Origin of the sequence: Micromonospora jinlongensis, assembly GCF_013410645.1 — a bacterium.
In the GTDB taxonomy this organism is placed as follows: Bacteria; Actinomycetota; Actinomycetes; order Mycobacteriales; family Micromonosporaceae; genus Micromonospora; species Micromonospora zamorensis.
On the sequence record NZ_JACCHK010000001.1, the window covers coordinates 5,775,098 to 5,799,477 of the forward strand.

Below are 24,380 nucleotides of genomic sequence, written 5' to 3' on the forward strand. Positions count from 1 at the left end.
GGCCGCTGGTCAGACCGCTAGGTCGGTGAGGATGCGGCGGGCGGCGTTGTGGCCGGCTGCGCCGATCACGCTGCCGGCCGGGTGGCAGCCGGCGCTGCCGGCGTACACGCCGTCGATGCCAGTGGCGTAGGGCATCCGGTCGGTGAACGAGACCGTGTTGTCGACGTGGTGGATGTGCCCGCCGGTGATGCCGAAGTGCTTCTCGATGCCGGGCGGGGGGAGCGGCACCGCGTCGGCGATCAGGTCACCGGTGCCGGGGGCGTACCGCTCGACGATCTCGACGAGCCGGTCGACGTAGCCGGGCAGTGCCGCGTCCCAGGTGGTGCCGGCCAGCTCGTAGGGGACCGACTGGACGAAGAGCGCCGACGAGTGGTGCCCGGCGGCGTCGGAGAGCGACGGGTCGACGGTGGTGTGCAGGTACCACTCGATGGTCGGCTCCGCCGGCAGTCGGCCGGCCTGCACGTCCGCCCACATCGAGCGCAGCGCGGTCATCGGCGACGTGTCGTCCCCGCCGACCAGCGACGCGGAGCCGGGCAGCAGGTGGATGGTCGAGCCGAACGGGCTCGGCGTGCCGGTCGGCAGGCAGGAGAACCGGGGCAGCCCGGTGAGCGCCAGGTTGAGCTTGAGGGTGGTGCCGGGGCGGCGGACCGCCGCCATCCGTTCGCCGAGGGGCGCCGGGAGCGCGCCGTCGGGCAGCAGGTCCATCAACCGGTACGGGTCACACGCGCCGAGCACCACCCGGGCGGCGACCTGTCGGCCGTCGGCCAGCACCACTCCGCTCGCCGCGCCGCCGTCGAGCGTCACCGCACTCACCGGCGTACCGGTCAGGATGGTCGCCCCGGCGGCCCGCGCGGCGTCGGCGAACGTCCGTGAGACAGTGCCCATCCCGCCCTCGGCGATCATCCAGGTGCCGCCGGAGCCGGGCAGTCGGCACATGTTGTGCACGAGGAAGTTGTGGCCGGTGCCGGGGTCGTCCGGGCCGGCGTTGAGGCCGGACAGCCCGTCGGTGACCGCATACATGCTGACCAGCAGCTCGGAGCGGAACTCGAACCGGGCCAGGTAGTCGGCCACCGAACCCTGCACGAGGTCGACGAAGACCTGCCGCAGCGCCGGTCGCACGTGCCGCTCGGCGGTCTCCTGGACGCTCAGCGGCTCCGCCAGCCAGGCCGGGGCGAGATCCTCGCGCAGCGCGGCCAACTCGGCCTGCATGGCGTCGTCGGCGGCCACGTCGGCGGGGGAGAAGAACTCCGCGAGCTGCGCCCGGGTGGCTGCGGTGTCGCGGCCGTTGAGCAGGTACGGCGAGCCGAGGCCACCCGGCGTGGGCAGGAAGTAGTGCGGGTCGCGGCGCAGCACCGGGATCCGTACGTCGAGCGTGGCGAGCAGTTCCGGTGGCATCAACCCGAGCAGGTACGAGCCGGTGGAGTGCCGCAGCCCCGGCACCTTCGGGAACGGGTTCTCGGTGCGGGTCGCGCCGCCGATCACGTCGGCCGCCTCCAGCACCAGGACGTCCAGACCGGCGCGGGCCAGCAGGACTGCGGAGACCAGGCCGTTGTGCCCGGCACCGACGATCACGACGTCGGCGCGGGCCGGAATCTCACTGCTCATGCCGCCGCAGCCTAGTCCGTGCCTCCGGTGCGCTGGGCGCGCCAGCGGGAGAGGGTCAGGGTGGCGGAGTAACCGGCCAGGACGATCACGTGGAACATGTAGAGCCACAGGAGCACGGCCACGCCGGCGCCGATCTCGTCGAAGCCACCGAACGGCACTCCCAGGTCCAGGGGGAGCGAGGCGAAGAGCACGAAGCCGTGCAGGAAGCCGGAGAGGTTCGCCGCGGTGAACGACCCGATCCCGAGCGTGGAGAGCCAGTCCGGGGAGGCCGACCCGACGACCCGGAACACCCACACCAGCACCGGCGTGAGCACCAACCAGACCGCCAGGAACGACAGCACCACGCCCAGCACGCCGACCCATCCACCCTGACGGACGAGACGGGTGGTGAGCGGGAGTGCCAGCAGGATCGACAGCAGCAGCGCGGGGGCCGGCGCGAGCAGCGGCAGCAGGAGGATCCGACCCCGCCAGCCGACCAGGTGCTCGTCGGAACGAGGTGCCGCCACCGAGACGAACGCCCGGCGCAGCCCCTCGCCGTACAGCGACGCGGGCAGCAGCGAGGCCAGCGCCAGCAGCGGGGTCAACTCCACCCCGGCGTTGACCAACGCGTCCACCGCGCGGGGTGCGCCGATCGCGGTGGGCAGGGCTTCCACGGCGTACGAGGTGAGCCGGCGTACCCGGTCGGCTCCGGCAATCAGGGAGGTGAGCCAGATCGCCAAGAGGGCGACCGGCACCACGGCGATCGCGCCGTAGAAGGTGATCGCGGCGGCGTGCAGCGACAGGTCCCGCCCACGTAGCGGGCGGAACGCGGCCCGGGTGATCCGCTTCGCCTGCTGCCATCCGCTGCCCATCGTGATCCCTTTCCCTGTCGTCAGGGCCGCCACTCCTTAAGATCGCCGGTCATGACTGTTGTCACCACCGAACGCCTCATCCTGCGCGATTGGACCGACGATCCGGCCGATCTGGCCCGGATCTACGACATCTACTCCCGCCCCGAGATCACCCGTTGGTTGGGCGCGGCACCGGGTCTGCCGCTGACCGACCCGAGCGAGGCCATCGATCGGCTGCGCATCTGGCAGGACCGGCACGCCGCCGACGGAGGCCGGTACGGCACCTGGGCGATGGAGGTACGCGAGACCGGGCTGGTGGCGGGCACGGTGTTGCTCAAGCGGCTGCCGGGAACCCCGGAGACGCAGCTCACCGAGGACATCGAGACGGGCTGGCACCTGCATCCGGACTCGAGGGGTCACGGCTACGCCACCGAGGCGGCCCGTGCCCTCATGGCGCGGGAGTTCGCCGCCGGCACCTCGGAGATCTACGCGGTCGTGTCGCCGGGCAACGAGCCGTCGATGGCGGTCTGCCGGCGACTCGGCATGGAGCACGTGGGCCGGCGCACCGAGTGGTACGGCGGTGAGGAGTTGGAGACCTTCGTCCGATCAGCGCCGACCGGCTGAACACCCCGGGCACCTCCGTGCCCGTGCGGTGAGCCCAACGCGTTGCGAACCCTGATGCCGGTGAGTCGTCCTGACGACTCACCGGCATCACTCTTGCGCCCGCGAGCGCCCACCGAACCGAAGCGGCGACGGCCCGCAGGACGCGCATACCCATAAATAGTCACGGTGGTCGAAGTGTTGACGCTCCCGTAGCACGTCAGTAACCTTTGGTCAAAGTAACGCAAGATTTCGACAAAGGCGTGCATGATTTAGCGCATGCTCCCGGAAGATTCAACGGGCTCCCTGGAGGGGCCCGTTGGTGGTCGTCCCACCGCCGCACCCCCACCCCCCGTGGTCAAGCCGCCGCGGCAGCCGTCCCCCGACGACAAGGACAGTGATGAGACGAACGAATCTGTTCAGGATGGTGGCGGCGGCAGCCGCGGCCACGCTGATCGCCACGGCAGGGGTCACCGCCCTCGCGAATCCCGCCGGTGCCGCCCGCCCCGCCGACACGGTGTCCGCGCCAAGCGCCGGCTTCGCCGCGGCGGCCACCAACCTCGCGCAGGGCCGGCCCACCCAGGAGAGCGGCCACGCCGACGTCTACGACTCGTCGAAGGTCGTCGACGGCAACGCGGGCAGCTACTGGGAGAGCGTCAACAACTCCTTCCCGGAGTGGGTCCAGGTCGATCTCGGCTCATCGCAGAGCGTCAACCAGGTCGTACTGAAGCTGCCGACCTCCGGTTGGGGCACCCGGACGCAGACGTTGAGCGTGCAGGGCAGCGCCAACGGTTCGTCGTTCGCCGACCTGGTCGGGTCCCAGACGTACACCTTCAACCCGGCGAGCGGCAGCACGGTCACGATCAACTTCGGTCAGACCTCCACCCGCTACGTGCGGATCAACATCACCGCCAACAGCGCCTGGCCGGCCGGGCAGCTCTCGGAGCTGGAGGTGTACGGCAGCGGGGGCACCACCCCGGACACCACCGCGCCGAGCGTCCCCGGCAACCTCTCGTACACCCAGTCGGGCACCACCATCAGCCTCAACTGGGTCGCCTCGACCGACAACGCGGGTGGCAGCGGCATCGCCGGCTACGACGTCTACCGCAACGGCGCGTTCCTGCAGTCCATCGGGAACGTGACCACCTTCAACGACACCCAGCCGACCACGGCCACCGTGTCCTACCACGTGCGGGCGCGCGACGCCGCCGGCAACCTCTCCGGCAACAGCAACACGGTCACCCGTACCGGCAGTGGTGACACCACCGCGCCGAGCGTGCCGGGGACGCTGTCGCAGAGCACGTCGGGCAGCACGATCACGATCACCTGGGGCGCCTCCACCGACTCCGGGGGCAGCGGTCTCGCCGGCTACAACGTCTACCGTGGCGGCAACCTGATCGCGACCCTGGGCACCGTCCTCACCTACCAGGACACCCAGCCGGCGACGGCGACGGTGTCGTACCACGTCCGGGCGCGCGACGGCGCCGGCAACCTGTCCGGCAACAGCAACACCGTCACCCGGACCGGCAGCAACCCGCCCGCCTGCACCAACGTTGCGCAGGGCAAGAGCATGACGGCGAGCGGCTCCACCTTCAGCTTCACCCCGGACAAGGCCAACGACGGGCAGCTCACCACCTACTGGGAGGGCGCGGCGAGCTACCCGCAGAACCTGACCGTCGCGCTGGGTGCCAACCACTCCATCTCCGGCGTCACCGTCAAGCTCAACCCGGACCCGGCCTGGGGCACCCGTACCCAGACCATCCAGGTCCTCGGCCGCGACCAGGCCTCGTCCTCGTACACCAGTCTGGTGTCGGCGGCGACCTACCAGTTCGTCCAGGGAACCAACGTGGTGAGCATCCCGGTCACCGCGACCACCGCGGACGTGCAGTTGCGGTTCACCGGCAACACCGGCGCCCCGTCCGGCCAGGTGGCCGAGTTCGAGGTGTGCGGCACGCCGGCCCCCAACCCGGATCTGGTCGTCAGCTCGGTGACCTGGTCGCCCACATCGCCCAGCGAGGTCTCCCCGGTCACGCTCTCGGCCGTGGTGCGCAACATCGGCTCCGCCGCCGCCGCGGCGACCACCGTGAACTTCAGCCTGGCCGGCGCGGTCGCCGGCAGCGCCACGGTGGGCGCGCTCGCCGCGGGCGGCTCGACCACCGTGTCGTTCAACGCCGGCACCCGGCCGATGGGCAGCTACGCCGTCTCGGCGGTGGTCGACCCGGCGAACACGATCGTCGAGCAGAACAACGGCAACAACAGCTTCACGGCAGCGTCGCCGCTGGTGGTCGCGCAGGCCCCCGGCCCGGACCTCCAGGTGCTCAGCATCGCCTCGAACCCCCCGAACCCGGCGGTCGGCGCGTCCGTCACCTTCACCGTGGCGGTCCGCAACCGTGGCACCACCGCGACCGGCGCGACCACTGTCACCCGGTTGGTGGTGGGCAGCACCACGCTCAACACCAGCACCGCCTCGATCGCGGCCGGCGCGACGGTCAACGTGGCCGTCACCGGCAGTTGGACCGCCACCAGCGGAGGTGCCACCATCACGGCCACCGCCGACGCGACCTACGTGGTGACCGAGACCAACGAGACCAACAACGGGTTCAGCCAGTCGATCGTGGTCGGGCGCGGCGCGGCCGTCCCGTACGTCTCGTACGAGGCCGAGGCCGCTCGCTACCAGGGCACGCTGCTGGAGCCCGACGCGCTGCGTACCTTCGGCCACACCAACTTCGCCAGCGAGTCCTCCGGGCGCAAGTCGGTCCGGCTCAACAGCACCGGCCAGTTCGTCGAGTTCACCTCGGCCAACCAGGCCAACTCCATCGTGGTGCGCAACTCCATCCCGGACGCGCCCGGTGGCGGCGGCATCGAGGCGACCATCAGCCTCTACGTCAACGACGTCTTCTCCCGGAAGTTGACCCTGTCGTCGAAGCACAGCTGGCTCTACGGCAACACCGACGGGCCGGAGGCGCTGACCAACACCCCGCAGGCCGACGCCCGACGGCTCTTCGACGAGTCGAACGCGCTGCTGGCGCAGTCGTACCCGGCCGGCACCCGGTTCAAGTTGCAGCGCGACTCGGGTGACACCGCCTCGTTCTACGTCATCGACATGATCGACCTGGAGCAGGTGGCACCGGCGGCGAGTCAGCCGGCCGGCTGCACCTCGATCACCTCGTACGGTGCGGTCCCGAACGACGGGCTCGACGACACGCCTGCCATCCAGCGGGCGGTGACCGACGACCAGAACGGCGTCATCAGCTGCGTCTGGATCCCCGCCGGGCAGTGGCGGCAGGAGCAGAAGATCCTGACCGACGACCCGCTGAACCGGGGCACGCACAACCAGGTCGGCATCAGCAACGTCACCATCCGGGGCGCCGGGATGTGGCACTCGCAGCTGTACACGCTGACCGAGCCGCAGAACGTGGTGGGTGGCATCAACCACCCGCACGAGGGCAACTTCGGCTTCGACATCGACAAGAACACCCAGATCTCCGACATCGCCATCTTCGGTTCCGGCCGGATCCGTGGCGGTGACGGCAACGCCGAGGGTGGCGTCGGTCTGAACGGTCGCTTCGGCACCGGCACCCGGATCAGCAACGTGTGGATCGAGCACGCCAACGTGGGTGTCTGGGTGGGTCGCGACTACGACAACATCCCCGACCTGTGGGGGCCGGCCGACGGGCTGGAGTTCAGCGGCATGCGGATCCGCAACACGTACGCCGACGGCATCAACTTCAGCAACGGCACGCGCAACTCGCGGGTGTTCAACTCGTCGTTCCGCACCACCGGTGACGACGCCCTCGCCGTCTGGGCCAACCCGTACGTCAAGGACCGCAACGTCGACATCGCCCACGACAACCACTTCGTCAACAACACCATCCAGCTGCCCTGGCGGGCGAACGGCATTGCCATCTACGGCGGCTACGACAACTCGATCGAGAACAACCTGATCTACGACACGGCGAACTACCCGGGCATCATGCTGGCGACCGACCACGACCCGTTGCCGTTCTCCGGCACGACGCTGATCGCCAACAACGGGCTCTACCGCACCGGTGGGGCGTTCTGGAACGAGGACCAGGAGTTCGGGGCCATCACCCTCTTCCCCGCCACCAGGGACATCGTCGGCGTCACGATCCGCGACACCGACATCATCGACTCCACGTTCGACGGCATCCAGTTCAAGAACGGCGGCGGCAACATGCCGAACGTCGCCATTACCAACGTGCGGATCGACAAGTCCAACAACGGTGCCGGCATCCTCGCGATGAGCGGCGCGCGCGGCAACGCCAACCTGACGAACGTGACCATCACGAACTCGGCCGACGGCAACATCGTCGTCCAGCCGGGCTCGCAGTTCGTCATCAACGGCGGCTAACCGTCCGGCTTGATCAACACAGTTTCAGTGAAATCGGGGTGTCCCTCCGCCGGGGACACCCCGACTTCCGTAAGCCCGAGTCGATCAAGCCTGTGCGTCGCGGGGACCCGCTGCAGTGCCGGCAACGCCACCACTGCGACGGCCAGGCCGACGCGAGCCGGCCCGATCAGGCTGCCGGCACCGGCGCCAGGGCTGCCGCGAGCGCCTCGGCGTTCAGACGCATGATCATGACGCTCGGCCATGGCCAGCATCAGGTCGCCCGGAACACCATCCAGCCAATCGGGGATCGCTCGTGCCGGCGCCCGGCACCGAGCAGGGAACGACGATGGATATCAGGCACTTGATCGACTCGGCTTTCCGAAAGTCGGGGGGTCCGGGCGCCGTTGATGGCCCGGTTTTCATGAACTCGAGTTGATCATGGCGTTGGGCGGGCCTTCGGCCTGAAGGGGCGCGGGGGTTGAGGCTCCCAGCGGGTGTGCAGCGAGGGTGGGGAAGAATGGCCTCGTGACTTCCCCCCGCGACCTTGTCCTGCTCGGGTCCACCGGTTCGATCGGCACGCAGGCCATCGACATCGTTCGGCGTAACCCGGACCGGTTCCGGGTGGTCGCTGTGGGTGCGGGCGGCGGCAACGTCGAGCTGCTCGCCGCGCAGGCCCTCGAGCTGGGCGTCGAGGCCGTCGGGGTGGCCAAGGCGTCCGCCGCGCAGGACCTGCAACTGGCGTTCTACGCCGAGGCGAGCCGGCGCGGCTGGGCCACGGGTGACTTCAAGCTTCCCAAGATCGTGGCCGGCCCCGATGCCATGACCGAGCTGGCCCAGTGGCCGTGCGACATCGTGCTCAACGGGGTGGTCGGCTCGCTGGGCCTCGCTCCTACGCTGGCCGCGCTGCGTGGTGGTCGTACCCTCGCGTTGGCCAACAAGGAGTCCCTCGTCGCCGGCGGCCGGCTGGTCAGGGCCGCGGTGACGCGGCCGGGGCAGATCGTGCCGGTCGACTCGGAGCATTCGGCGCTGGCCCAGTGCCTGCGCTCCGGCTCGCGCGCGGAAGTTCGCCGGCTGATCGTCACGGCCAGCGGCGGCCCGTTCCGGGGTCGGGGGCGCGACGAGTTGACGCAGGTCACACCCGAGCAGGCGCTCGCGCACCCCACGTGGAACATGGGGCCGGTCGTCACGATCAACTCGGCGACCATGGTCAACAAGGCCCTTGAGGTGATCGAGGCGCACGAGCTGTTCGACGTCCCCTATGCCGACATCACCGTGATGGTGCACCCGCAATCGGTGATCCACTCGATGGTCGAGTTCGTCGACGGGTCGACGATCGCCCAGGCCAGCCCACCGGACATGCGGCTGCCGATCGCGCTGGGCATCGGCTGGCCGGACCGGGTGCCGGAGGCGGCCAGGGCGGTGGACTGGACGGCCGCGCACACCTGGGAGTTCGCGCCGCTGGACGACGAGGCGTTCCCGGCCGTCGCGCTGGCCAAGGCGGCGGGGGAGGCCGGACGTTCCCGGCCGGCGATCTACAACGCGGCGAACGAGGAGTGCGTCGCGGCGTTCGTGGCGGGCCGGCTGCCGTTCCTCGGCATCGTCGACACCCTCGAGCGCGTGTTGGAGGACGCTCCGGACTTCGGCGAACCAGGTACCGTCGAGGACGTGCTCGCGGCCGAGTCGTGGGCACGCGCGCACGCGCAGGAGATCATCGCGGGTTCGGTGGAAGGAGCTTGATGTCGTACCTGCTCGGGGTGGTCCTCTTCGCCCTGGCCATTCTCATCTCGGTGAGTCTGCACGAGGCGGGGCACCTGCTCACCGCCAAGATGTTCGGGATGAAGGTCACCAAGTACTTCGTCGGCTTCGGCCCCACCATCTGGTCGTTCCGGCGGGGAGAGACCGAGTACGGCGTCAAGGGCATCCCGCTCGGCGGCTTCTGCAAGATCGTCGGGATGACCCCGCAGGACGACGACGTCGAGCCGGGTGACGAGTCGCGGGTGATGTGGCGTTACCCGGTCTGGAAGCGGACGATCGTGATGGCCGCCGGGTCGATCACGCACTTCGCGCTCGCCCTGGTCACGATCTGGATTCTCGCGGTCTCCGCCGGCCTGCCCAACCCGGACTTCCCGACCACCGACGCGCAGGCCCGCCAGGAACCCGCAGTCATCCGGCTCAGCGAGTGTGTGGTGCCGGAGAACTCGCTGCGGGCATGCGCCCCCGGCGACGCGGCCAGCCCGGCCGCCCAGGCGCAACTGCGCAACGGTGACCGGATCACCTCGGTCAACGGCACGCCGGTCAACTCCTACGGCGACCTGCTCACCACGCTGCGCGGGCTCAAGCCGGGCGACACCGCGCAGATCGCTTATGTCCGCGATGGGCAGCCGGGCACCGCCAGCACGGTGCTCGCGCAGACCCAGCGTCCGCCGCTGGACGACCCGACCGGTGCCGCCGCGCCGGTGGCCGCGCTCGGCGTCGGGCTCGTCCCCAGCACGCCCACCCGCGTGACGTACGGGCCGGTCGGCGCCTTCGGTGCCACCGCCGACTTCACCGGTGAGCTGGCCGTCGGCACCGTGAAGGCGCTCCAGCGCCTCCCGCAGAAGGTCCCCGCCCTGTGGACCGCCCTCACCGGCGGCGAGCGGGACGTCGACACCCCGATCAGTGTGGTCGGCGCCAGCCGACTCGGCGGCGAGGCGGTGGAGAACAACGCCTGGCTGGTCTTCTTCATGCTCTTCGTGTCGCTGAACTTCTTCATCGGCGTGTTCAACCTGCTGCCGCTGCTCCCGGTGGACGGCGGCCACATCGCCATCGCCTGGTTCGAACGGGCCCGATCCTGGATCTACGCGCGGATCGGGCGGGCCGACCCCGGCCGGGTGGACTACCTCAAACTGATGCCCTTCACGTACGTGGTGATCCTGATCGGTGGCGCGTTCACGCTGCTGACCATCGCCGCGGACGTGGTCAACCCCATCACGCTCTTCTCAAGGTGAGTGCCTGAAGTGACCGCAATCAGTCTCGGTATGCCAGCCGTGCCGCCCCCGCCGCTCGCTCCCCGTCGGGCCAGCCGCCAGATCATGGTCGGTTCGGTGCCGGTCGGCGGCGGTGCGCCGGTGTCGGTGCAGTCGATGACCACGACCCTCACCTCCGACGTCAACGCCACCCTCCAGCAGATCGCCGAGCTGACCGCGTCCGGCTGCCAGATCGTCCGGGTTGCCGTGCCGTCCCAGGACGACGTCGAGGCGCTGCCCGCGATCGCCAAGAAGTCGCAGATCCCGGTGATCGCCGACATCCACTTCCAGCCCAAGTACGTCTTCGCGGCGATCGACGCCGGCTGCGCGGCGGTCCGGGTCAACCCCGGCAACATCCGCCAGTTCGACGACAAGGTCAAGGAGATCGCTCGCGCGGCGGGGGCGGCGGGGGTGCCGATCCGGATTGGCGTGAACGCCGGCTCGCTGGACAAGCGGCTGCTGTCCAAGTACGGCAAGGCCACCGCCGAGGCGCTCGTCGAGTCGGCGCTGTGGGAGTGCTCGCTGTTCGAGGAGCACGGCTTCCGCGACATCAAGATCTCGGTCAAGCACAACGACCCGGTTGTGATGATCCGCGCGTACCGGCAGCTCGCCGAGCAGTGCGACTACCCGCTGCACCTGGGTGTCACCGAGGCCGGGCCGGCGTTCCAGGGCACCATCAAGTCGGCGGTCGCCTTCGGCGCGCTGCTGGCCGAGGGGATCGGCGACACGATCCGGGTGTCGCTGTCCGCCCCGCCGGTGGAGGAGATCAAGGTCGGCAACCAGATCCTGGAGTCGCTGGGCCTGCGCGAGCGGGGCCTGGAGATCGTCTCCTGCCCGTCCTGCGGGCGCGCCCAGGTGGACGTCTACAAGCTCGCCGAGGAGGTCACCGCCGGTCTGGAAGGGCTGCCGGTGCCGCTGCGGGTCGCCGTGATGGGCTGCGTCGTCAACGGACCCGGCGAGGCCCGCGAGGCCGACCTCGGTGTCGCCTCCGGCAACGGCAAGGGCCAGATCTTCGTCAAGGGCAAGGTCGTCAAGACGGTGCCCGAGGCGCAGATCGTGGAGACGCTGATCGAGGAGGCGCTGCGGATCGCCGACGAGATGGGCGCCGAGCTTCCCGAGGAGCTGCGCGGGCTCATCACCGGCCCGACGGTCACCGTGCACTGATTTTCCAGTTGGAAAAGCGGCCGTTCCCCCGTGGGGAACGGCCGCTTTTGTTGCATCCCGGCCCGTCGGTGCGGGGCGTGGTTGGTGTGCCGTGGTGCGGGCTCGCGTCACTGCGCTCTCGCGTCACTGCGGTTTCGCCTCGCGGTGGTGCGGGCTGGCGTCACTCGGATTCGGCGAGGATCGCGTACAGCTTGCGCCGCGTCTCGTCGAGCACCTGGGCGGCCCGCTCACGCTGGTCGTCGGTGCCGTTCATCATGACCTGTCGTAGCGCGTTCATCGCCTGCGCGCCGGAGTCGCGGATGTCGTGCCAGCTGCTCACCGTGCCCTGGGCGACGTCCGCCCACGCCGGGGTCTGCGCCGCCTCGGTGGCCTCGGCCTGACCGGCCTCGGTGACAGTGAACCGCTTCCGTCCGCCGCCGGACTCCTCCGTGCTGGCGACGATCACGCCCTCGTCCTCCAACAGTTGGAGGGTGGGGTAGATCGAGCCCGGGCTCGGCCGCCACGCGCCGCCGGTGCGGGAGTCGATCTCCTGGATCATCTCGTAACCGTGCATCGGCCGCTCGGTGAGAAGGGCCAGCACGGCCGCCCGGACGTTGGGGCGTCGGCCCCGACCCCGTCCACGGCCCCGTCCGCCCCAGGGGCCGCCGTGTCCGTGCTCGCCGTGGCCGTGCGGGCCGGGCGGAACCGGCGGGAAGCCGAACCCACGCATCCGGGCCTCGTGCATCTGGTGGTGCTGTCGATGGAACCTCATCGGGTTCTCCCTCTCTTCGTACTGTCGCTGATGCATCAACGATATATCGGCAATGCATCGCCGACAAGTAGCTCTTTACAAACCGTACGTACGTCTTGCTAGGGTGTCGGTCATGCGCCTGCTTCCCCCACCGGGCCCGGCCCGGGTCCTCACCCTCGGCACCCTGGTCAAGACCGTCGGGCGTGGCCTGTGGCTCGTCGCCAGCGCGCTCTTCCTGACCCGGTCGGTCGGCCTGTCGGCGACCCAGGTGGGCATCGGCCTGACCATCTCGGCCCTCGTCGGCGTGCTGGCCAGCACCCCCAGTGGCTACCTGGCCGACCGGGTCGGCCCGCGCGGCGTCCAGGTCGGCGCGCTGTTCGCCGCCGGCACCCTGACCATCGGCCTCGTCGCCGTCCGGTCGTTCCCCACCTTCCTGCTGGTGGGAGCCGCCACGGCGCTCGCCGACGCGGTGGAGCGCGGTGCGCGGGGCGCGCTGATCGCCGGGGCGATCCCGGCCGACCAGCGGGTACGCACCCGCGCCTACCTCCGGGCCACCACCAACGTCGGGATCTCCGTCGGCGCGGTCCTCGGCGGCTTCGCCATCGCCGCCGACACCCGCACCGGCTACGTCGCGCTGATCCTGGCCGCGGCGGTGGCGTCACTGGCCGCCGCGGTGGTCTTCGTCCGACTGCCCAGCATCGCCCCGGTCGCCGCCCCCGCGCACGGCCCTCGACTGGTCGCCCTGCGGGACCGCCCGTTCCTTGCCTTCACCCTGGTCGACGGGCTGATGTCCATGCACTTCAGCCTGCTCACCATCGCCCTGCCGCTGTGGATCGCCGGGCACACCCGGGCGCCCATCTGGATGATCTCCGCGTTGACGCTGGTCAACACCGTGCTGGTGGTGCTCCTCCAGGTCCGCGCCGCGGGCGCCGCCGCGACCCTGCCCGGAGCCGCCCGTGCCGCCCGTCGAGCGGGGGTGGCCATCGCCCTGGCCTGCGTACTCTTCGCCGCCAGCGGCGCACTGCCCCCCGCTGGTGCGATGGGTCTGCTCGGCCTCGGTTCGGTCGCCCACGTGACCGGGGAACTGTGGCACTCCGCCGCCGGCTGGGGGATCTCCTTCGGGCTCGCGCCAGCGGACGCCCAGGGGCAGTATCAGGGGGCGTACGGCATGGGCTACGAACTGGGCAAGATGCTCGCGCCGGTGGTGGTGACCACCCTCGCGCTCGGCTGGGGCGTACCGGGCTGGCTTGTGCTCGGTGGCCTGTTCCTCCTGCTCGGGGCACTGGTGCCACCGGTCGTCCGGTGGGCCGGGCGGACCCGGCCGCTCAGTGAGCCGACAGAGCAGGTGCCGGCCTTGTCACTCGACCGGCGGACCGGGGGGTCGATCTGGCAGGCTGGTAGTCGTGCTGACGGTGCCGGTACGCCAACTGGGGGAATCGGAGCGCCGCGCGGTCGAGCGACTACTCGACCATGACCCGTTCGCGGGCGCGCAGGTCGCCGAACGGATCGCCGCGCGCGGCCTCTCGTGGTGGCGGGCCGAGGGCAGAATCCTGGGGTACGGGGCACGGCGCAACCTCGAATCGCTGTGCTGGCTCGGCGGCAACCTGACACCGGTGCTGGCGAGCGACGCCGCGGTAGCCGCCTTCGCCGACCTGCTCGCGGGCGAGGAGCGGTTGTGCTCGTCCATCGTCGGTCGGGCCGACGCCGTGCTCGGGCTGTGGGACCGGCTCTCCGACACATGGGGGCCAGCGCGAGACGTCCGCCCCAACCAGCCGCTGCTGGTCGCCGACTCCCTGCCACCCGTACCGGCCGACCCGGAGGTACGCCAGGTCCGCTCCGGCGAGGTCGATCGGCTCTTCCCCGCGGCAGTGGCCATGTACACCGAGGAGGTTGGCGTCTCCCCGCTGGCCGAGGACGCCGGGCGCAGCTACCGCCGCCGGGTCAACGACCTGGTCCGCGCCGGTCGGGCGTACGCCCGCTTCGTCGACGGCAAGGTCGTGTTCAAGGCCGAGTTGGCCGTGGTGACCAAGCGGACGGCGCAGGTGCAAGGCGTCTGGGTGGCACCCGAGTGGCGCGGCCGAGGGATCGCCGCAGCCGCCATGGCAGCCGTGGTCCGCGACGCGTTGCTGCGGGTCGCCCCCACCGTCAGCCTGTACGTCAACGACTTCAACCTCCCGGCCCGCCGGGTCTACGAACGCTGCGGCTTCCAGCCGGTCGGCACCCTCGCCACGGTCCTCTTCTGACCCTGGGGTGCCGGGTGCCGCTTACCGCGTGCCGGGCGCGGGTGCCGCACTGGCCACCCGCCACCGGGCGCCGCGTGCCGCGTGCCGCGTGCCGGGCGCCGGGCGCCGGGTGCCGGGCGCCGAGCGCGGGTGCCGCACCGGCCGCACGTGTGCCGTGCGGATCTGCCGAGTCCCCGCAGCCCCGGCGCACCCGTGCCGCGTGCCGAGGGGGCCGATCTCTACCGGGCCTCGTTGTCGGTGTCCTTGTGTTTGTGGGGGATATGCCGCTGGCCGGCACCCCGGGTGGGGGTGCCGGCCAGCGGTCGGGTTGTTCGGTGTGCGTGCGGGTGGGTCAGCTGTTCCAGTGCTGGGCGACCAGGTCGGTGGCCTGCTGCTCCCACTGCGCGTAGGCGTCCGGGTAGGCGGAGACCTGCACGGTCTGCGCGGCGTCGGTCAGGGGCATGTCCTGCCACCCGTCAACCTGCTTGAGACCCTTGAGGAACGCGGTCGTGGAGTACTCGGGGTCGGTGATCTGCTCCGGCGTGCCCCAACCGCTGGTCGGGCGCTGCTGGAACAGGCCCAGCGAGTCGTGGTCGTTGGCGTCGCCGAGGTGACCCAGGTTCTCCAGCTTGGACTCCTGCAGGCTCGTCGCGATGGAGATGACCGCGGCGCGCTCGGGCAGGCCGGCCTTCTTCGTGGCGGCGATGATCGCCTTGACGTTCGCGGTCTGCTCGTCATTGAGGGTGATGTGGGACTGGTCGCCCTGCGGCTTCGGGGCGGCCGACTGCACCGCTACCGCGACAGGCTTGGCGTCCACGGCCGGGGTGGCGGCGTGGGCGGCGATCGGGCCGGCGAAGACACCACCGGCGAACGCGAGACCAGCAACAGACAGCACGCTCTTACGGAAGATCGTGTTCATGGGGGTAGCTCCTTCGGGGGTAGGAACACCCGGCCACTGACGGGGGTCGGCGACACAAGGGTGTGAGCACCTCGTCCGGCGCTGCAACAACATCAAGGGGAAAGTCTGGGGGAGATCGGCGCCCACAATGCCGGGGGCTTGCGGGGCCGGGGTCGGCGGCCTACGAGCGGGGCCCGGGCGCCGGGTCGGCGGCCTGCGAGCGGGGGGCTCGGGCGCCGGGTCGGCGGTGACAAGCGGGGGCTCGTGGCGCCGGGTTCAGGTGTAACGACCGGGGGTCGGGGGTCATTCCCGGTGGGCCCACCCGACCGACATCCGCTGGTGAAGCGGTGGCGGGGTGGTCGCTCGTGGGGACTGCAACGACCGGGGGCCCGGGGTCATTCCGGGGGCCGGGCGGGCCATCCCGTGGCACCCGATGAGTCATTCCGGGTCCGGGGCCAACCCGTGGCACCCGGTCGAGCGGGGTGCTCGGGTGGTCGTTGCGGAGGCGTCAACGATGCGGACCGGGGCGGCATTCCAACCCCGCCACCAGCGGTTCCAACCCCGGTAGGCGGGGCGGTGAGCCGGTGGTCCTGCGATCGTCAGGGTGTGTAACGACCCCGCCCCGGCCATCATTCCGGCCCACGGGTGCGACCGGTCACCGGCCAAAGGCCCCGAACCTCGTGTCGGGGCCATCGAGACCGTCGGCTCAACCCCTCTTACCGGACAAACCTCGCATCACCCCGTCACCTTCGCCCCTGCCCAGCAATCCAGGGGCGCACGCGTTCCGCCGGCCTGGGTGCCGTGCGCCCGAGCACCCATCGGGCACCCGGAACCGCCCACATGCGCATGATCCACTCGCCTTCACGGAAACCGCGGCATCCGCGACAGGCTGACACCCCGACTTCAATGAAGCCGAGTCGATCATGAGGTCGGCGAGGACTGACGCCCTGCTCAGGGCCGGAAATTCGGTTGAATCTACGCGCGGACGCCGGCAGGCTGAATTCTCCGCCACCCCACATCCGGAGGACTTTCCATGCGCCTGCTCCGTGATCTGTGGGGCACCTCGGCACGTCGTATGACGGTCGTGGCCGTCCTGATCGTGCTCGGCGCCGCCGGTCAGGCGGGCGCCTCGGCGCTGGCCGGCGCGGTGCTGGTGCATCGGTCGGCCGGCTTCTTCGCCGTGCTGGCCGCGGCGCTGGTCGCCGTGGTGCTCAGCGACCTCGCGGTGAGCCTGCTGATGGCCGGCCTGACCGCCGACTGGTCCGCCGACGTACGCCGACGGCTCTGCCGGGTCGCTTTCGGGCAGGATCTGCCCACCCTGGAGACCACCCCGGTGGGTGAGCTGCTCGACCGCATCGACGGGGACGTCTACCAGGTGGCGTCGGCGATCCGTAACCAGGGCACCCGGCTCGCTCAGGGTCTTTGCGTCGGCCTGTTGTCGATGGTCGTGGCGTTGGTCGTGTGGTGGCCGGCCGGTGTCGCGATGGTGCTGCTCACGGTGGTGCTCGCAGCCAGTCTGCGTCGGCCCACGGCGCGGATCGCCCCGGCCCGGATGGCTGAGGAGGAGGCGTGGTCCGACCTGGCCGCCGTGATGGAGGAGGCGGTGCACGGCCAGGACGACGTACGGACCAGCCTGGCCCGTCCGTACGTGCTGCGGCTGTACGCGCGGCGGGCCGCCGCCGTGCTGTCCCGGGGCGGTCTGGTCTGGGTGTTGTCCGCCCGGGTGGCCGCCGCCGCGACCGCCACGATCCGGGCTGGCATCGGCGCGGTGGTGCTCGGTGGGGCCTGGGCGTTGACCACCGACCGGATCGACGCCGCCCGGCTCACCGCCATCTGGCTGCTCGCCCTGGCCTTCGGCGCCACCGCGGAACACGTCAGCCGAATGGTGCCGGAGATTCAGGAGGCTCTCGGGGCGTGGGCCCGGGTGCAGTTGCTGCACAAGGCTCGGCAGGAGCCCGTCGGCGGCGCCAGCCCGGCCGAGGGTGACCTGCGCATCCGCGACCTGACCTTCGGGTACCAGGTGAGTGGCCCGGAGGGCGGCCGGGGGGCCGCGCTGCGCGGGCTCAGCCTCACCTTCGCGCGTGGACGCTCGTACGCGTTGATCGGGCGGACCGGTTCGGGCAAGTCGACGCTGGCGAAGGTGCTCACCAGGGCGGTCGACGTGCCGTCGGGCACGGTCTTCCTCGGCGGCACCGACCTGTGTGACCTCGACGTCGAGCAGTTGCGCCGCTGGGTGGCACTGGTGCCGCAGCGTACCGAGATCGTGGCCGGCACGCTGGCGGAGAACGTGGCGCTCTACGACCCCGAGCTGCTCGACGCCGCGGCCCAGGCATTGAACGAGCTGGGTCTGGCCGGCTGGATCGCCGAGTTGCCGGACGGGTTGGCGACCCGGTTGGGGGAGGGCGGGCACGTGCTCTCCGCCGGCCAGGAGCAGCTGGTGGCGTTCGCCCGGATCCTGGTCCGTGACCCGCATGTGGTGATCCTCGACGAGGCCACCGCACGTCTGGATCCCGTCACCGAGGCACGGGTGCAGCGGGCCACCGAACGACTGTTGCGCGACCGGATCGGCATCGTCATCGCGCACCGACTCTCCTCGGTGCGACGCTGTGACGAGGTGGTCGTGCTGGCCGACGGCGCGGTGGTCGAGGCCGGCCCGTTGGAGACGTCGACGCGCTTCGCCGAACTGCTGGCGACCAGTCACGCGGCCGCGTACGCCGCAGTGGCACCGGCCGGCCGCGCCGGCACCGGCACCGAGCTGCTGGTCGGCCCCGACCCGGCCGACGCCTGGCCGAGCGAGCCGACCACCGAGCCGGTCGAGCAGGCCGGGCAGGTCGAGTCGGTCGAGAAAACCGGGCCGACGCGGGCCGACCCGCCACCGCTGCCGCCCGTCCCGCCGGCCCGGACGCTGCGGGAGATCATCCGACTCTGCACCAACGATCCCCGGTACGGGCTGGCGGCGATCGGGTTGTTCCTCGGGCTCAGCCTGCTGGGGCTGGACGGCCCGGTGCTGCCCTGGCTCTGGGCCGACCTGGTCGACGGGACCGGCAACCCGTACCTGCCGGCGGTCGGGATCGTGGCCGGGCTGCTGGTCACCATGCCGCTGCCGTACTACACCCACGTCTGGTTCCCCCAGTGGTGGGTGCGGCAGATGCTGCGCATCGGCCTGCGCCTGGTGCACGGCCAGACCGGGGCGCGCCGGGTCAGCTCGCACACCCCGGCCGAGGTCGTGGCGCAGGGCGGCGACACCGAGCGGGTGGTCCAGCTCGCCGACAACGTGCTGGACCAGGCCGTCGCGCTGGTCCTGGTGGTCGCCATGACGGCGGTCACCGGCAGCGTCGTACCGGGGCTGTTCTTCCTCGGCACGATGGTGGTCTCCGGGCTGGCCGCGACGCTGTTCGGGCCGAAACTCGAACGCGCGGCCCGGGCGACGGTGGCGGCGCGGGCCGCCTTCGCCACGGCGCTGGTCTCCGCGCTCTCCGCGGCGCGGACGGTGAAGCTCGCCGGCGCGACCACGGCGGTGCTGCGTCACCTGGCCGGCCTGGACGTGCTGCGCAGCGACCGGCAACGGCGGGAGATCTCGGTGCAGGTGTGGGCGCGCTCCACACCGTCGGTGGCCAGCGGGCTGTTGCCGATCGGTGCGTGGGCGCTCTATCTGAGCGGCTCGCTCTCCGCCGGGGCGGTGCTGGTGGCCGTCTCCACGCTGGGCGCGGCGCGCTGGTTCGCCTGGACCACCGCCTCGTTGATCTCCCAGCTGCCCTCGGCGCGGGTCTGGACGCGGCGCACGGCGGCGATGACCGGAGTGAGCGCGTACTCCGCTGGGGTTTCGGCTGTCGACCTGGCCGCCGGGACGGCGCCCGCGCCGACGCCACCACCCCGGCATCCGCTGCGCTGCCTGGAGCTGCGCGGCTTCGGGGTGGTGCACTCCGACGGTACGGTGGCCGTCCGGGACGTGGACCTGACCGTGCAGCGTGGGCAGTTGGTGCTGGTCGTCGGGCCGGTGGGGTCGGGCAAGTCCTCGTTGCTGCGGGCGCTGGCCGGGATCGTGCACCACACCGGTGAGCTGGCCTGGAACGGTGACCCGGTCACCGAGCCGGAGCTGTTCCTCCGCCCCAACCAGGTCGGTTACGTCGGCCAGTTGCCTCGCGTGCTGTCCGGCACTGTCGCCGACAACATCGCGCTCGGGCACCAGGTGGACGCGGCCGGGGCGGTCAGCACCGCACAGCTCGACCACGACCTGGCCGCCGCCGGCGGTGGGCTCGGTCTGCTCATCGGGCACAAGGGCACCCGGCTCTCCGGCGGGCAGTTGCAGCGGTTGGCGCTGGCCCGTGCGCTGGCCCCGCGTACCGAACTGCTGGTCGCCGACGACGTGTCGTCGGCGCTGGACGTCACGACCGAGCTGGCGCTGTGGCAGGCGTTGCGCGACCACGGGGTGACAGTGGTCGGCTCCACCGCGAAGCGCGCCGCGCTGGTCCGGGCCGACCACGTGGTGGTGCTGCTCGGCGGGCAGGTGGCGGCCCAGGGGACCTGGCAGGACCTGGAGGGTCGCTGGTCACACCTGGCCGGCTGAGAGCGGGGTGACGGTCGGGCGGCTGCGCACAGCGGCAGCCGCCCGCCCGCCCGGAAGATCAGGCCGCGCGGGCGTACTGGGCGGGGCCGGAGTACGCGACGCCGAGCTTGGCGGCGGCCCGGCGCGGCCAGTACGGGTCGCGCAGCAGCTCCCGGCCCAGCAGCACCAGGTCGGCCTCGCCGCTGGCGATGATCTGCTCCGCGTGCTCGGGCTCGACGATCAGGCCCACCGCGCCGGTCGGCACACCGGCGTCGCGGCGGATCTGGGCGGCCAGCGGCACCTGGTAGCCGGGGCCGAGCGGGATGCGCTGGTCCACGCTGACACCACCGGAGGACGCGTCGACCAGGTCGACGCCGACGCCGGCCAGCTCGCCGGCGAGCACCACGCTGTCCTCGATCGTCCAGCCGCCCTCGGCCCAGTCGGTGGCGGAGATCCGGGTCAGCACCGGCACGTCCTCGCCGACCGCGGCGCGCACCGCGCGGGCCACCTCCAGGGTGAGTCGCATCCGGGCGGCACGGTCGCCGCCGTAGGAGTCGGTGCGGTGGTTGGTCAGCGGCGAGAGGAACTCGTTGAGCAGGTAGCCGTGCGCGGCGTGGATCTCCACGGCGGCGAAGCCGGCGTCCAGCGCGCGTTCGGCGGCTGCGGCGAACGCCTGGACCACACCGGCGATGCCGGCCTCGTCGAGGCTGGTCGGCGTCCGGTAGTCGGCGGTGAACGGCTCCGAGCCGGGCGCGACGGGCGTCCAGCCACCCTCGCTGTCCGGCACGCCACCGCGTTCTGGTGCCCACGGCCGGTAGGTGGAGGCCTTGAAACCGGCGTGCGCGAGCTGCACGGCCGGCACGGCGCCGTGGGCGGCGACGAACGCGGTCACCGGTCGCCAGGCGTCGACGTGCGCGCCGGACCACAGCCCGGTGTCCTGCGGGCTGATCCGGCCCTCGGGGAGCACGGCGGTCGCCTCGGTCAGGATCAGACCGGCACCGCCGACCGCGCGACTGCCCAGGTGGATCAGGTGCCAGTCGGTGGGCAGACCGTCGGGGCCGGCGGAGTACTGGCACATGGGCGCCATGGCGATCCGGTTGGGCAGGGTGACCGCGCGCAGGGCCAGGGGGGTGAACAGGGAACTCATGGGGTCATCCTCTCGAAGACGGCGACGGGCCCCTCCGGGGAGGGGCCCGTCGCCGTCGGTGTCAGCTGGATCAGGCGGGTACGGGGCTCAGCTCGTCCTGTCGGGTCGGCCGGGGGTCGGCGACCGGCTCCGGGTCGGTCAGGTCCCGCCGACCGGCGGACTCGTACGCGGCCCGGTCGAGGGTGCCTTCCCGGGCGGCGACCACTGTCGGCACGAGTGCCTGCCCGGCCACGTTGGTGGCGGTGCGGATCATGTCCAGGATCGGGTCGATGGCCAGCAGCAGGCCGGCGCCGGCCAGCGGCAGACCCAGCGTGCTGAGGGTCAGGGTGAGCATCACGATCGCGCCGGTCAGGCCGGCGGTGGCCGCCGAGCCGACCACCGAGACGAAGGCGATCAGCAGATAGTCGGTCACGCCGAGCTGCACACCGAACACCTGGGCCACGAAGATCGCGGCGAGGGCCGGGTAGATGGCGGCGCAACCGTCCATCTTCGTGGTGGCGCCGAACGGCACCGCGAACGAGGCGTACTCGCGGGGGACGCCGAGCCGCTCGACGGAGCGCTGGGTCACCGGCATGGTGCCGACCGAGGAGCGGGACACGAAGGCCAGCTCGATCGCCGGCCAGGCGCCGGCGAAGAACCGCAGCGGGTTGAGGCGGCCGGCGAGGATCAGCACCAGCGGGTACACCACGAACAGCACGATGGCGCAGCCGACGTAGACGGCGGTGGTGAACTTCGCGAGGGGGGCCAGCAGGTCCCAGCCGTACGAGGCGACGGCGTTGCCGATCAGGCCGAGGGTGCCGATCGGGGCGAGGCGGATGACCCACCAGAGCGCCTTCTGGACGATCTCCAGCAGGGACCGGTTCAGCGCCACGAACGGCTCGGCGGGCTCGCCGACCAGCAGGGCCGCGGCACCCACGACGACGGCGAGGAAGACGATCTGGAGGACGTTGCCCTCGACGAACGCGCCGACCGGGTTGGTGGGCACGATGCCGGTGAGGAAGTCGGTCCACGAGCCGGTGTTCTTCGGCGGGGCCGCGCCACCCAGGTCGAGGGTCACGCCCTTGCCCGGGTTGGTGAGCAGGCCGAGGCCGATGCCGATGCTTACCGCGATCAGGGCGGTGATGCCGAACCACATCAGGGTCTTGAGGGCGAGCCGGGCGGCGTTCGCGACGCCGCGCAGACTGACCACGCTGACCACGATGGCGGTGAAGACCAGCGGCGGCACCGCCAGTTTGAGCAGCTGGATGAAGAGGCTACCGACGGTGTGCAGGGTGGTGGTCAGCCAGCTCAGGTCGTTGGCGCGGGCCAGGAAACCCAGCGCGACGCCGAGCACGAGGCCGAGCAGGATCTGCACGGAGAAGGGGATCTTGCGCAGGCCGAAAGGCATGAGACGTTGTCCAATTGTCTGGTTCCGAGCGGGTGGGCGTGTGTGTCGCGGCTATGCCGGACAGACGCCGCTGGCCTGCAGTCGGAGATCGACGTACAGGCGCTCGGTGAGGCCCCAGACATTGGTCATCGCTCGCCGACGTTACGCCGATTCCCGCTGGGAGGAAGGGGTGATCGGCGTGAGGCTCCTTACATCCGGCTTGCCCGCCGTCCTACCGGCGGGCAAGGGCGAGGGCGGTCGCGGTCGCGAGGCCCCACAGCACCGCGACGGCGAGGACCAGCCGTTCCAGCACGCCCACCACCGCACCCCGGCCGAGGACGAGCATCGCCAGCCCCACCGCGGCGCAGAGCGGCAGGGACACCGCGGCGGCCAGGCCGGCCAGCCGACGGAGCACCGGGCCCGCCGGCCCGGACACGGCGAGCGTGACCATGGCGAGGACCACCGACGCGGTCGCCGCGATGCTCGTGCCGCCGTGCACCAGATCCGCCGCCGTCGCCCGCTCGAACGGTGGCAGCGGGCAGCCGGCGGAGCAGGTCACCGCCCCGGACACGGCGGTGAAGACCGCGCCGGTGGCGAGCAGGGCCGGTGCCGCCCACACCCCGGGAGGCAGCGCCGCGCCGACCAGCAGCAGCGCTGCGGCCAGAGCGAGGATCCCGATCCGGTACGTCGTGGCGTGACCACTGCCGGCGATGCCCGCCTCGCTGACGTACCCGGTGAGCCCTGGACCGGGACCGGCGACCACGGCGACGGTCACCGCGACCGCGCCGGCCAGCGCGCAGCCGGCCGCGGCGGACCCGGCGACCCGGCGGGCGACGTCGGCGCGGGCCCTCGGCGCGGTCGTGGTGCCGGGCCGACCCGGCTCAGCCACGCCCGTGTGGAGTGCTCCAACCGGAGTCGTCAGGCCCGAGCGGCACGATGCCGCTCGGGTTGATCTCCCGGTGGGTGCCGTAGTAGTGCCGCTTGATGTGGTCGAAGTCCACCGTCTCACCGAAGCCCGGGGTCTGGAACAGGTCCCGGGCGTACGCCCAGAGCACCGGCATCTCGGTCAGCTTCTGCCGGTTGCACTTGAAGTGGCCGTGGTACGCGGTGTCGAACCGGACCAGCGTGGTGAACAGCCGCACGTCGGCCTCGGTGATCGCGTCACCCATCAGGTAGCGCTGCCCGGCGAGGCGTTCGGACAGAGCGTCCAGACGGGCGAAGAGTGCCCGGAACGCCTCGTCGTACGCCTCCTGGGAGGTGGCGAACCCGCACCGGTACACGCCGTTGTTGACGTCGGTGTGAATCTCGGCCATCAGCGCGTCCATCTCGGGGCGCAGCTCGACCGGGTACAGGTCCGGTGCGTCGGGAGCGTGCAGCCGCCGCCACTCGGTGGAGAGGTCGAGGGTGAGCTGCGGGTAGTCGTTGGTGACGACCCGGCCGGTCAGGGTGTCGACCAGCGCCGGCACTGTCACCCGGCCGGTGTAGTCCGGGTCGGTGGCCAGGTACGCCTCGGAGAGGAAGCTGACGCCGAGGACCGGGTCGAAGCCGTCCGGGTCCAGGGCGAACGCCCAGCCCCGCTCGTCGCGGATCGGGTCGACGGTGCCCAGCGAGATCGCGTCGTCCAGGCCGAGCAGGCCCCGCACGATCCTCGCCCGGTGCGCCCACGGGCAGGCACGGCACCAGATCAGCCGGTACCGGCCGGCCTCCAGCGGCCAACGGTCCTGCTCGTCGGGCCCGCCACCGGGCGGGGAGGTGGAGTCGGCGGTGACCCGACCGGTGAACCGGTTGGGCTGACGGACGAACGCGCCGCCGCCGCTGGTCTCTGCGCTGAACTGGGCCCGGGCCATGCCGTCAACCTATCCGCTGCCGACGCGGATATCCTGGCGGCCGGCAGCCCTCGCGACCCGGTGGGCGTG

The 24,380-nt window shown here is 71.5% G+C and carries 16 protein-coding genes; 8 read left to right on the plus strand and 8 right to left on the minus strand.

The annotated features are described in order from the left end of the window. Window positions 1–9 precede the first annotated feature (9 nt). Together HNR22_RS26075 and HNR22_RS26080 are read right to left on the minus strand one after the other, a co-directional pair. The gene (locus HNR22_RS26075; RefSeq protein WP_179782561.1) at window positions 10–1,605 is read right to left on the minus strand and encodes a phytoene desaturase family protein; all 1,596 of its coding nucleotides are present in this window, start codon (window positions 1,603–1,605) and stop codon (window positions 10–12) included. 11 nt (window positions 1,606–1,616) lie between these two features. Beyond that, a complete protein-coding gene (locus tag HNR22_RS26080) occupies window positions 1,617–2,456 on the minus strand; it encodes a YhjD/YihY/BrkB family envelope integrity protein (RefSeq protein WP_179782562.1) in 840 nt (279 codons plus the stop codon). A gap of 51 nt (window positions 2,457–2,507) precedes the next feature. Between HNR22_RS26080 and HNR22_RS26085 the strand changes: the two genes are divergently transcribed. From HNR22_RS26085 to ispG, 5 genes are all read left to right on the plus strand, one after another. Next, on the plus strand, window positions 2,508–3,059 hold the full coding sequence (locus tag HNR22_RS26085; RefSeq protein WP_179782563.1) for a GNAT family N-acetyltransferase: 552 nt from the start codon (window positions 2,508–2,510) through the stop codon (window positions 3,057–3,059). Window positions 3,060–3,435: 376 nt separating this feature from the next. Next, window positions 3,436–7,407 carry a CARDB domain-containing protein gene (locus tag HNR22_RS26090; protein WP_179782564.1) on the plus strand — a complete coding sequence of 1,324 codons (3,972 nt, stop codon included), beginning with the start codon at window positions 3,436–3,438 and terminating at the stop codon, window positions 7,405–7,407. Window positions 7,408–7,911: 504 nt separating this feature from the next. Further along, window positions 7,912–9,123 carry a 1-deoxy-D-xylulose-5-phosphate reductoisomerase gene (dxr, locus tag HNR22_RS26095; RefSeq protein WP_179782565.1) on the plus strand — a complete coding sequence of 404 codons (1,212 nt, stop codon included), beginning with the start codon at window positions 7,912–7,914 and terminating at the stop codon, window positions 9,121–9,123. Further along, on the plus strand, window positions 9,123–10,373 hold the full coding sequence (locus HNR22_RS26100; protein WP_179782566.1) for a M50 family metallopeptidase: 1,251 nt from the start codon (window positions 9,123–9,125) through the stop codon (window positions 10,371–10,373). The genes dxr and HNR22_RS26100 overlap by 1 nt, the downstream gene beginning before the upstream one ends. 9 nt (window positions 10,374–10,382) lie before the next feature. Then, on the plus strand, window positions 10,383–11,555 hold the full coding sequence (gene ispG, locus HNR22_RS26105) for a flavodoxin-dependent (E)-4-hydroxy-3-methylbut-2-enyl-diphosphate synthase (RefSeq protein WP_179782567.1): 1,173 nt from the start codon (window positions 10,383–10,385) through the stop codon (window positions 11,553–11,555). 160 nt (window positions 11,556–11,715) lie between these two features. On the opposite strand, the gene HNR22_RS26110 is transcribed toward ispG, so the two are convergent. Then, window positions 11,716–12,306 (minus strand): PadR family transcriptional regulator, encoded by a 591-nt coding sequence (locus HNR22_RS26110; RefSeq protein ID WP_088946673.1) that lies wholly within the window; start codon window positions 12,304–12,306, stop codon window positions 11,716–11,718. A 112-nt stretch (window positions 12,307–12,418) separates the two neighbouring features. Between HNR22_RS26110 and HNR22_RS26115 the strand changes: the two genes are divergently transcribed. Together HNR22_RS26115 and HNR22_RS26120 are read left to right on the plus strand one after the other, a co-directional pair. Next, window positions 12,419–13,759 carry an MFS transporter gene (locus HNR22_RS26115; RefSeq protein ID WP_179782568.1) on the plus strand — a complete coding sequence of 447 codons (1,341 nt, stop codon included), beginning with the start codon at window positions 12,419–12,421 and terminating at the stop codon, window positions 13,757–13,759. Continuing rightward, window positions 13,689–14,528, plus strand: a complete 840-nt coding sequence (locus tag HNR22_RS26120; RefSeq protein ID WP_179782569.1) for a GNAT family N-acetyltransferase — start codon at window positions 13,689–13,691, stop codon at window positions 14,526–14,528. Before HNR22_RS26115 ends, HNR22_RS26120 begins: the two co-directional genes overlap by 71 nt. A gap of 331 nt (window positions 14,529–14,859) precedes the next feature. Here the strand turns inward: HNR22_RS26120 and HNR22_RS26125 are convergent, their stop codons facing one another. Next, window positions 14,860–15,426: a hypothetical protein gene (locus tag HNR22_RS26125; protein ID WP_179782570.1), complete on the minus strand. Its 567-nt coding sequence runs from the start codon at window positions 15,424–15,426 to the stop codon at window positions 14,860–14,862. Between the two features lie 1,012 nt (window positions 15,427–16,438). On the opposite strand from HNR22_RS26125, the gene HNR22_RS26130 reads away from it, so the two are divergent. Further along, window positions 16,439–19,972: an ABC transporter ATP-binding protein gene (locus HNR22_RS26130; protein ID WP_179782571.1), complete on the plus strand. Its 3,534-nt coding sequence runs from the start codon at window positions 16,439–16,441 to the stop codon at window positions 19,970–19,972. A 58-nt stretch (window positions 19,973–20,030) separates the two neighbouring features. On the opposite strand, the gene HNR22_RS26135 is transcribed toward HNR22_RS26130, so the two are convergent. The 4 genes from HNR22_RS26135 to HNR22_RS26150 form a co-directional block, all read right to left on the minus strand. Further along, a complete protein-coding gene (locus HNR22_RS26135) occupies window positions 20,031–21,098 on the minus strand; it encodes an NADH:flavin oxidoreductase/NADH oxidase (RefSeq protein WP_179782572.1) in 1,068 nt (355 codons plus the stop codon). 70 nt (window positions 21,099–21,168) lie between these two features. Beyond that, window positions 21,169–22,473: a dicarboxylate/amino acid:cation symporter gene (locus tag HNR22_RS26140; RefSeq protein ID WP_172862166.1), complete on the minus strand. Its 1,305-nt coding sequence runs from the start codon at window positions 22,471–22,473 to the stop codon at window positions 21,169–21,171. Between the two features lie 223 nt (window positions 22,474–22,696). Beyond that, window positions 22,697–23,353: a DUF998 domain-containing protein gene (locus HNR22_RS26145; RefSeq protein ID WP_179782573.1), complete on the minus strand. Its 657-nt coding sequence runs from the start codon at window positions 23,351–23,353 to the stop codon at window positions 22,697–22,699. Beyond that, window positions 23,346–24,311: a glutathione S-transferase family protein gene (locus tag HNR22_RS26150; RefSeq protein WP_179782574.1), complete on the minus strand. Its 966-nt coding sequence runs from the start codon at window positions 24,309–24,311 to the stop codon at window positions 23,346–23,348. The genes HNR22_RS26145 and HNR22_RS26150 overlap by 8 nt, the downstream gene beginning before the upstream one ends. Window positions 24,312–24,380 lie beyond the last annotated feature (69 nt).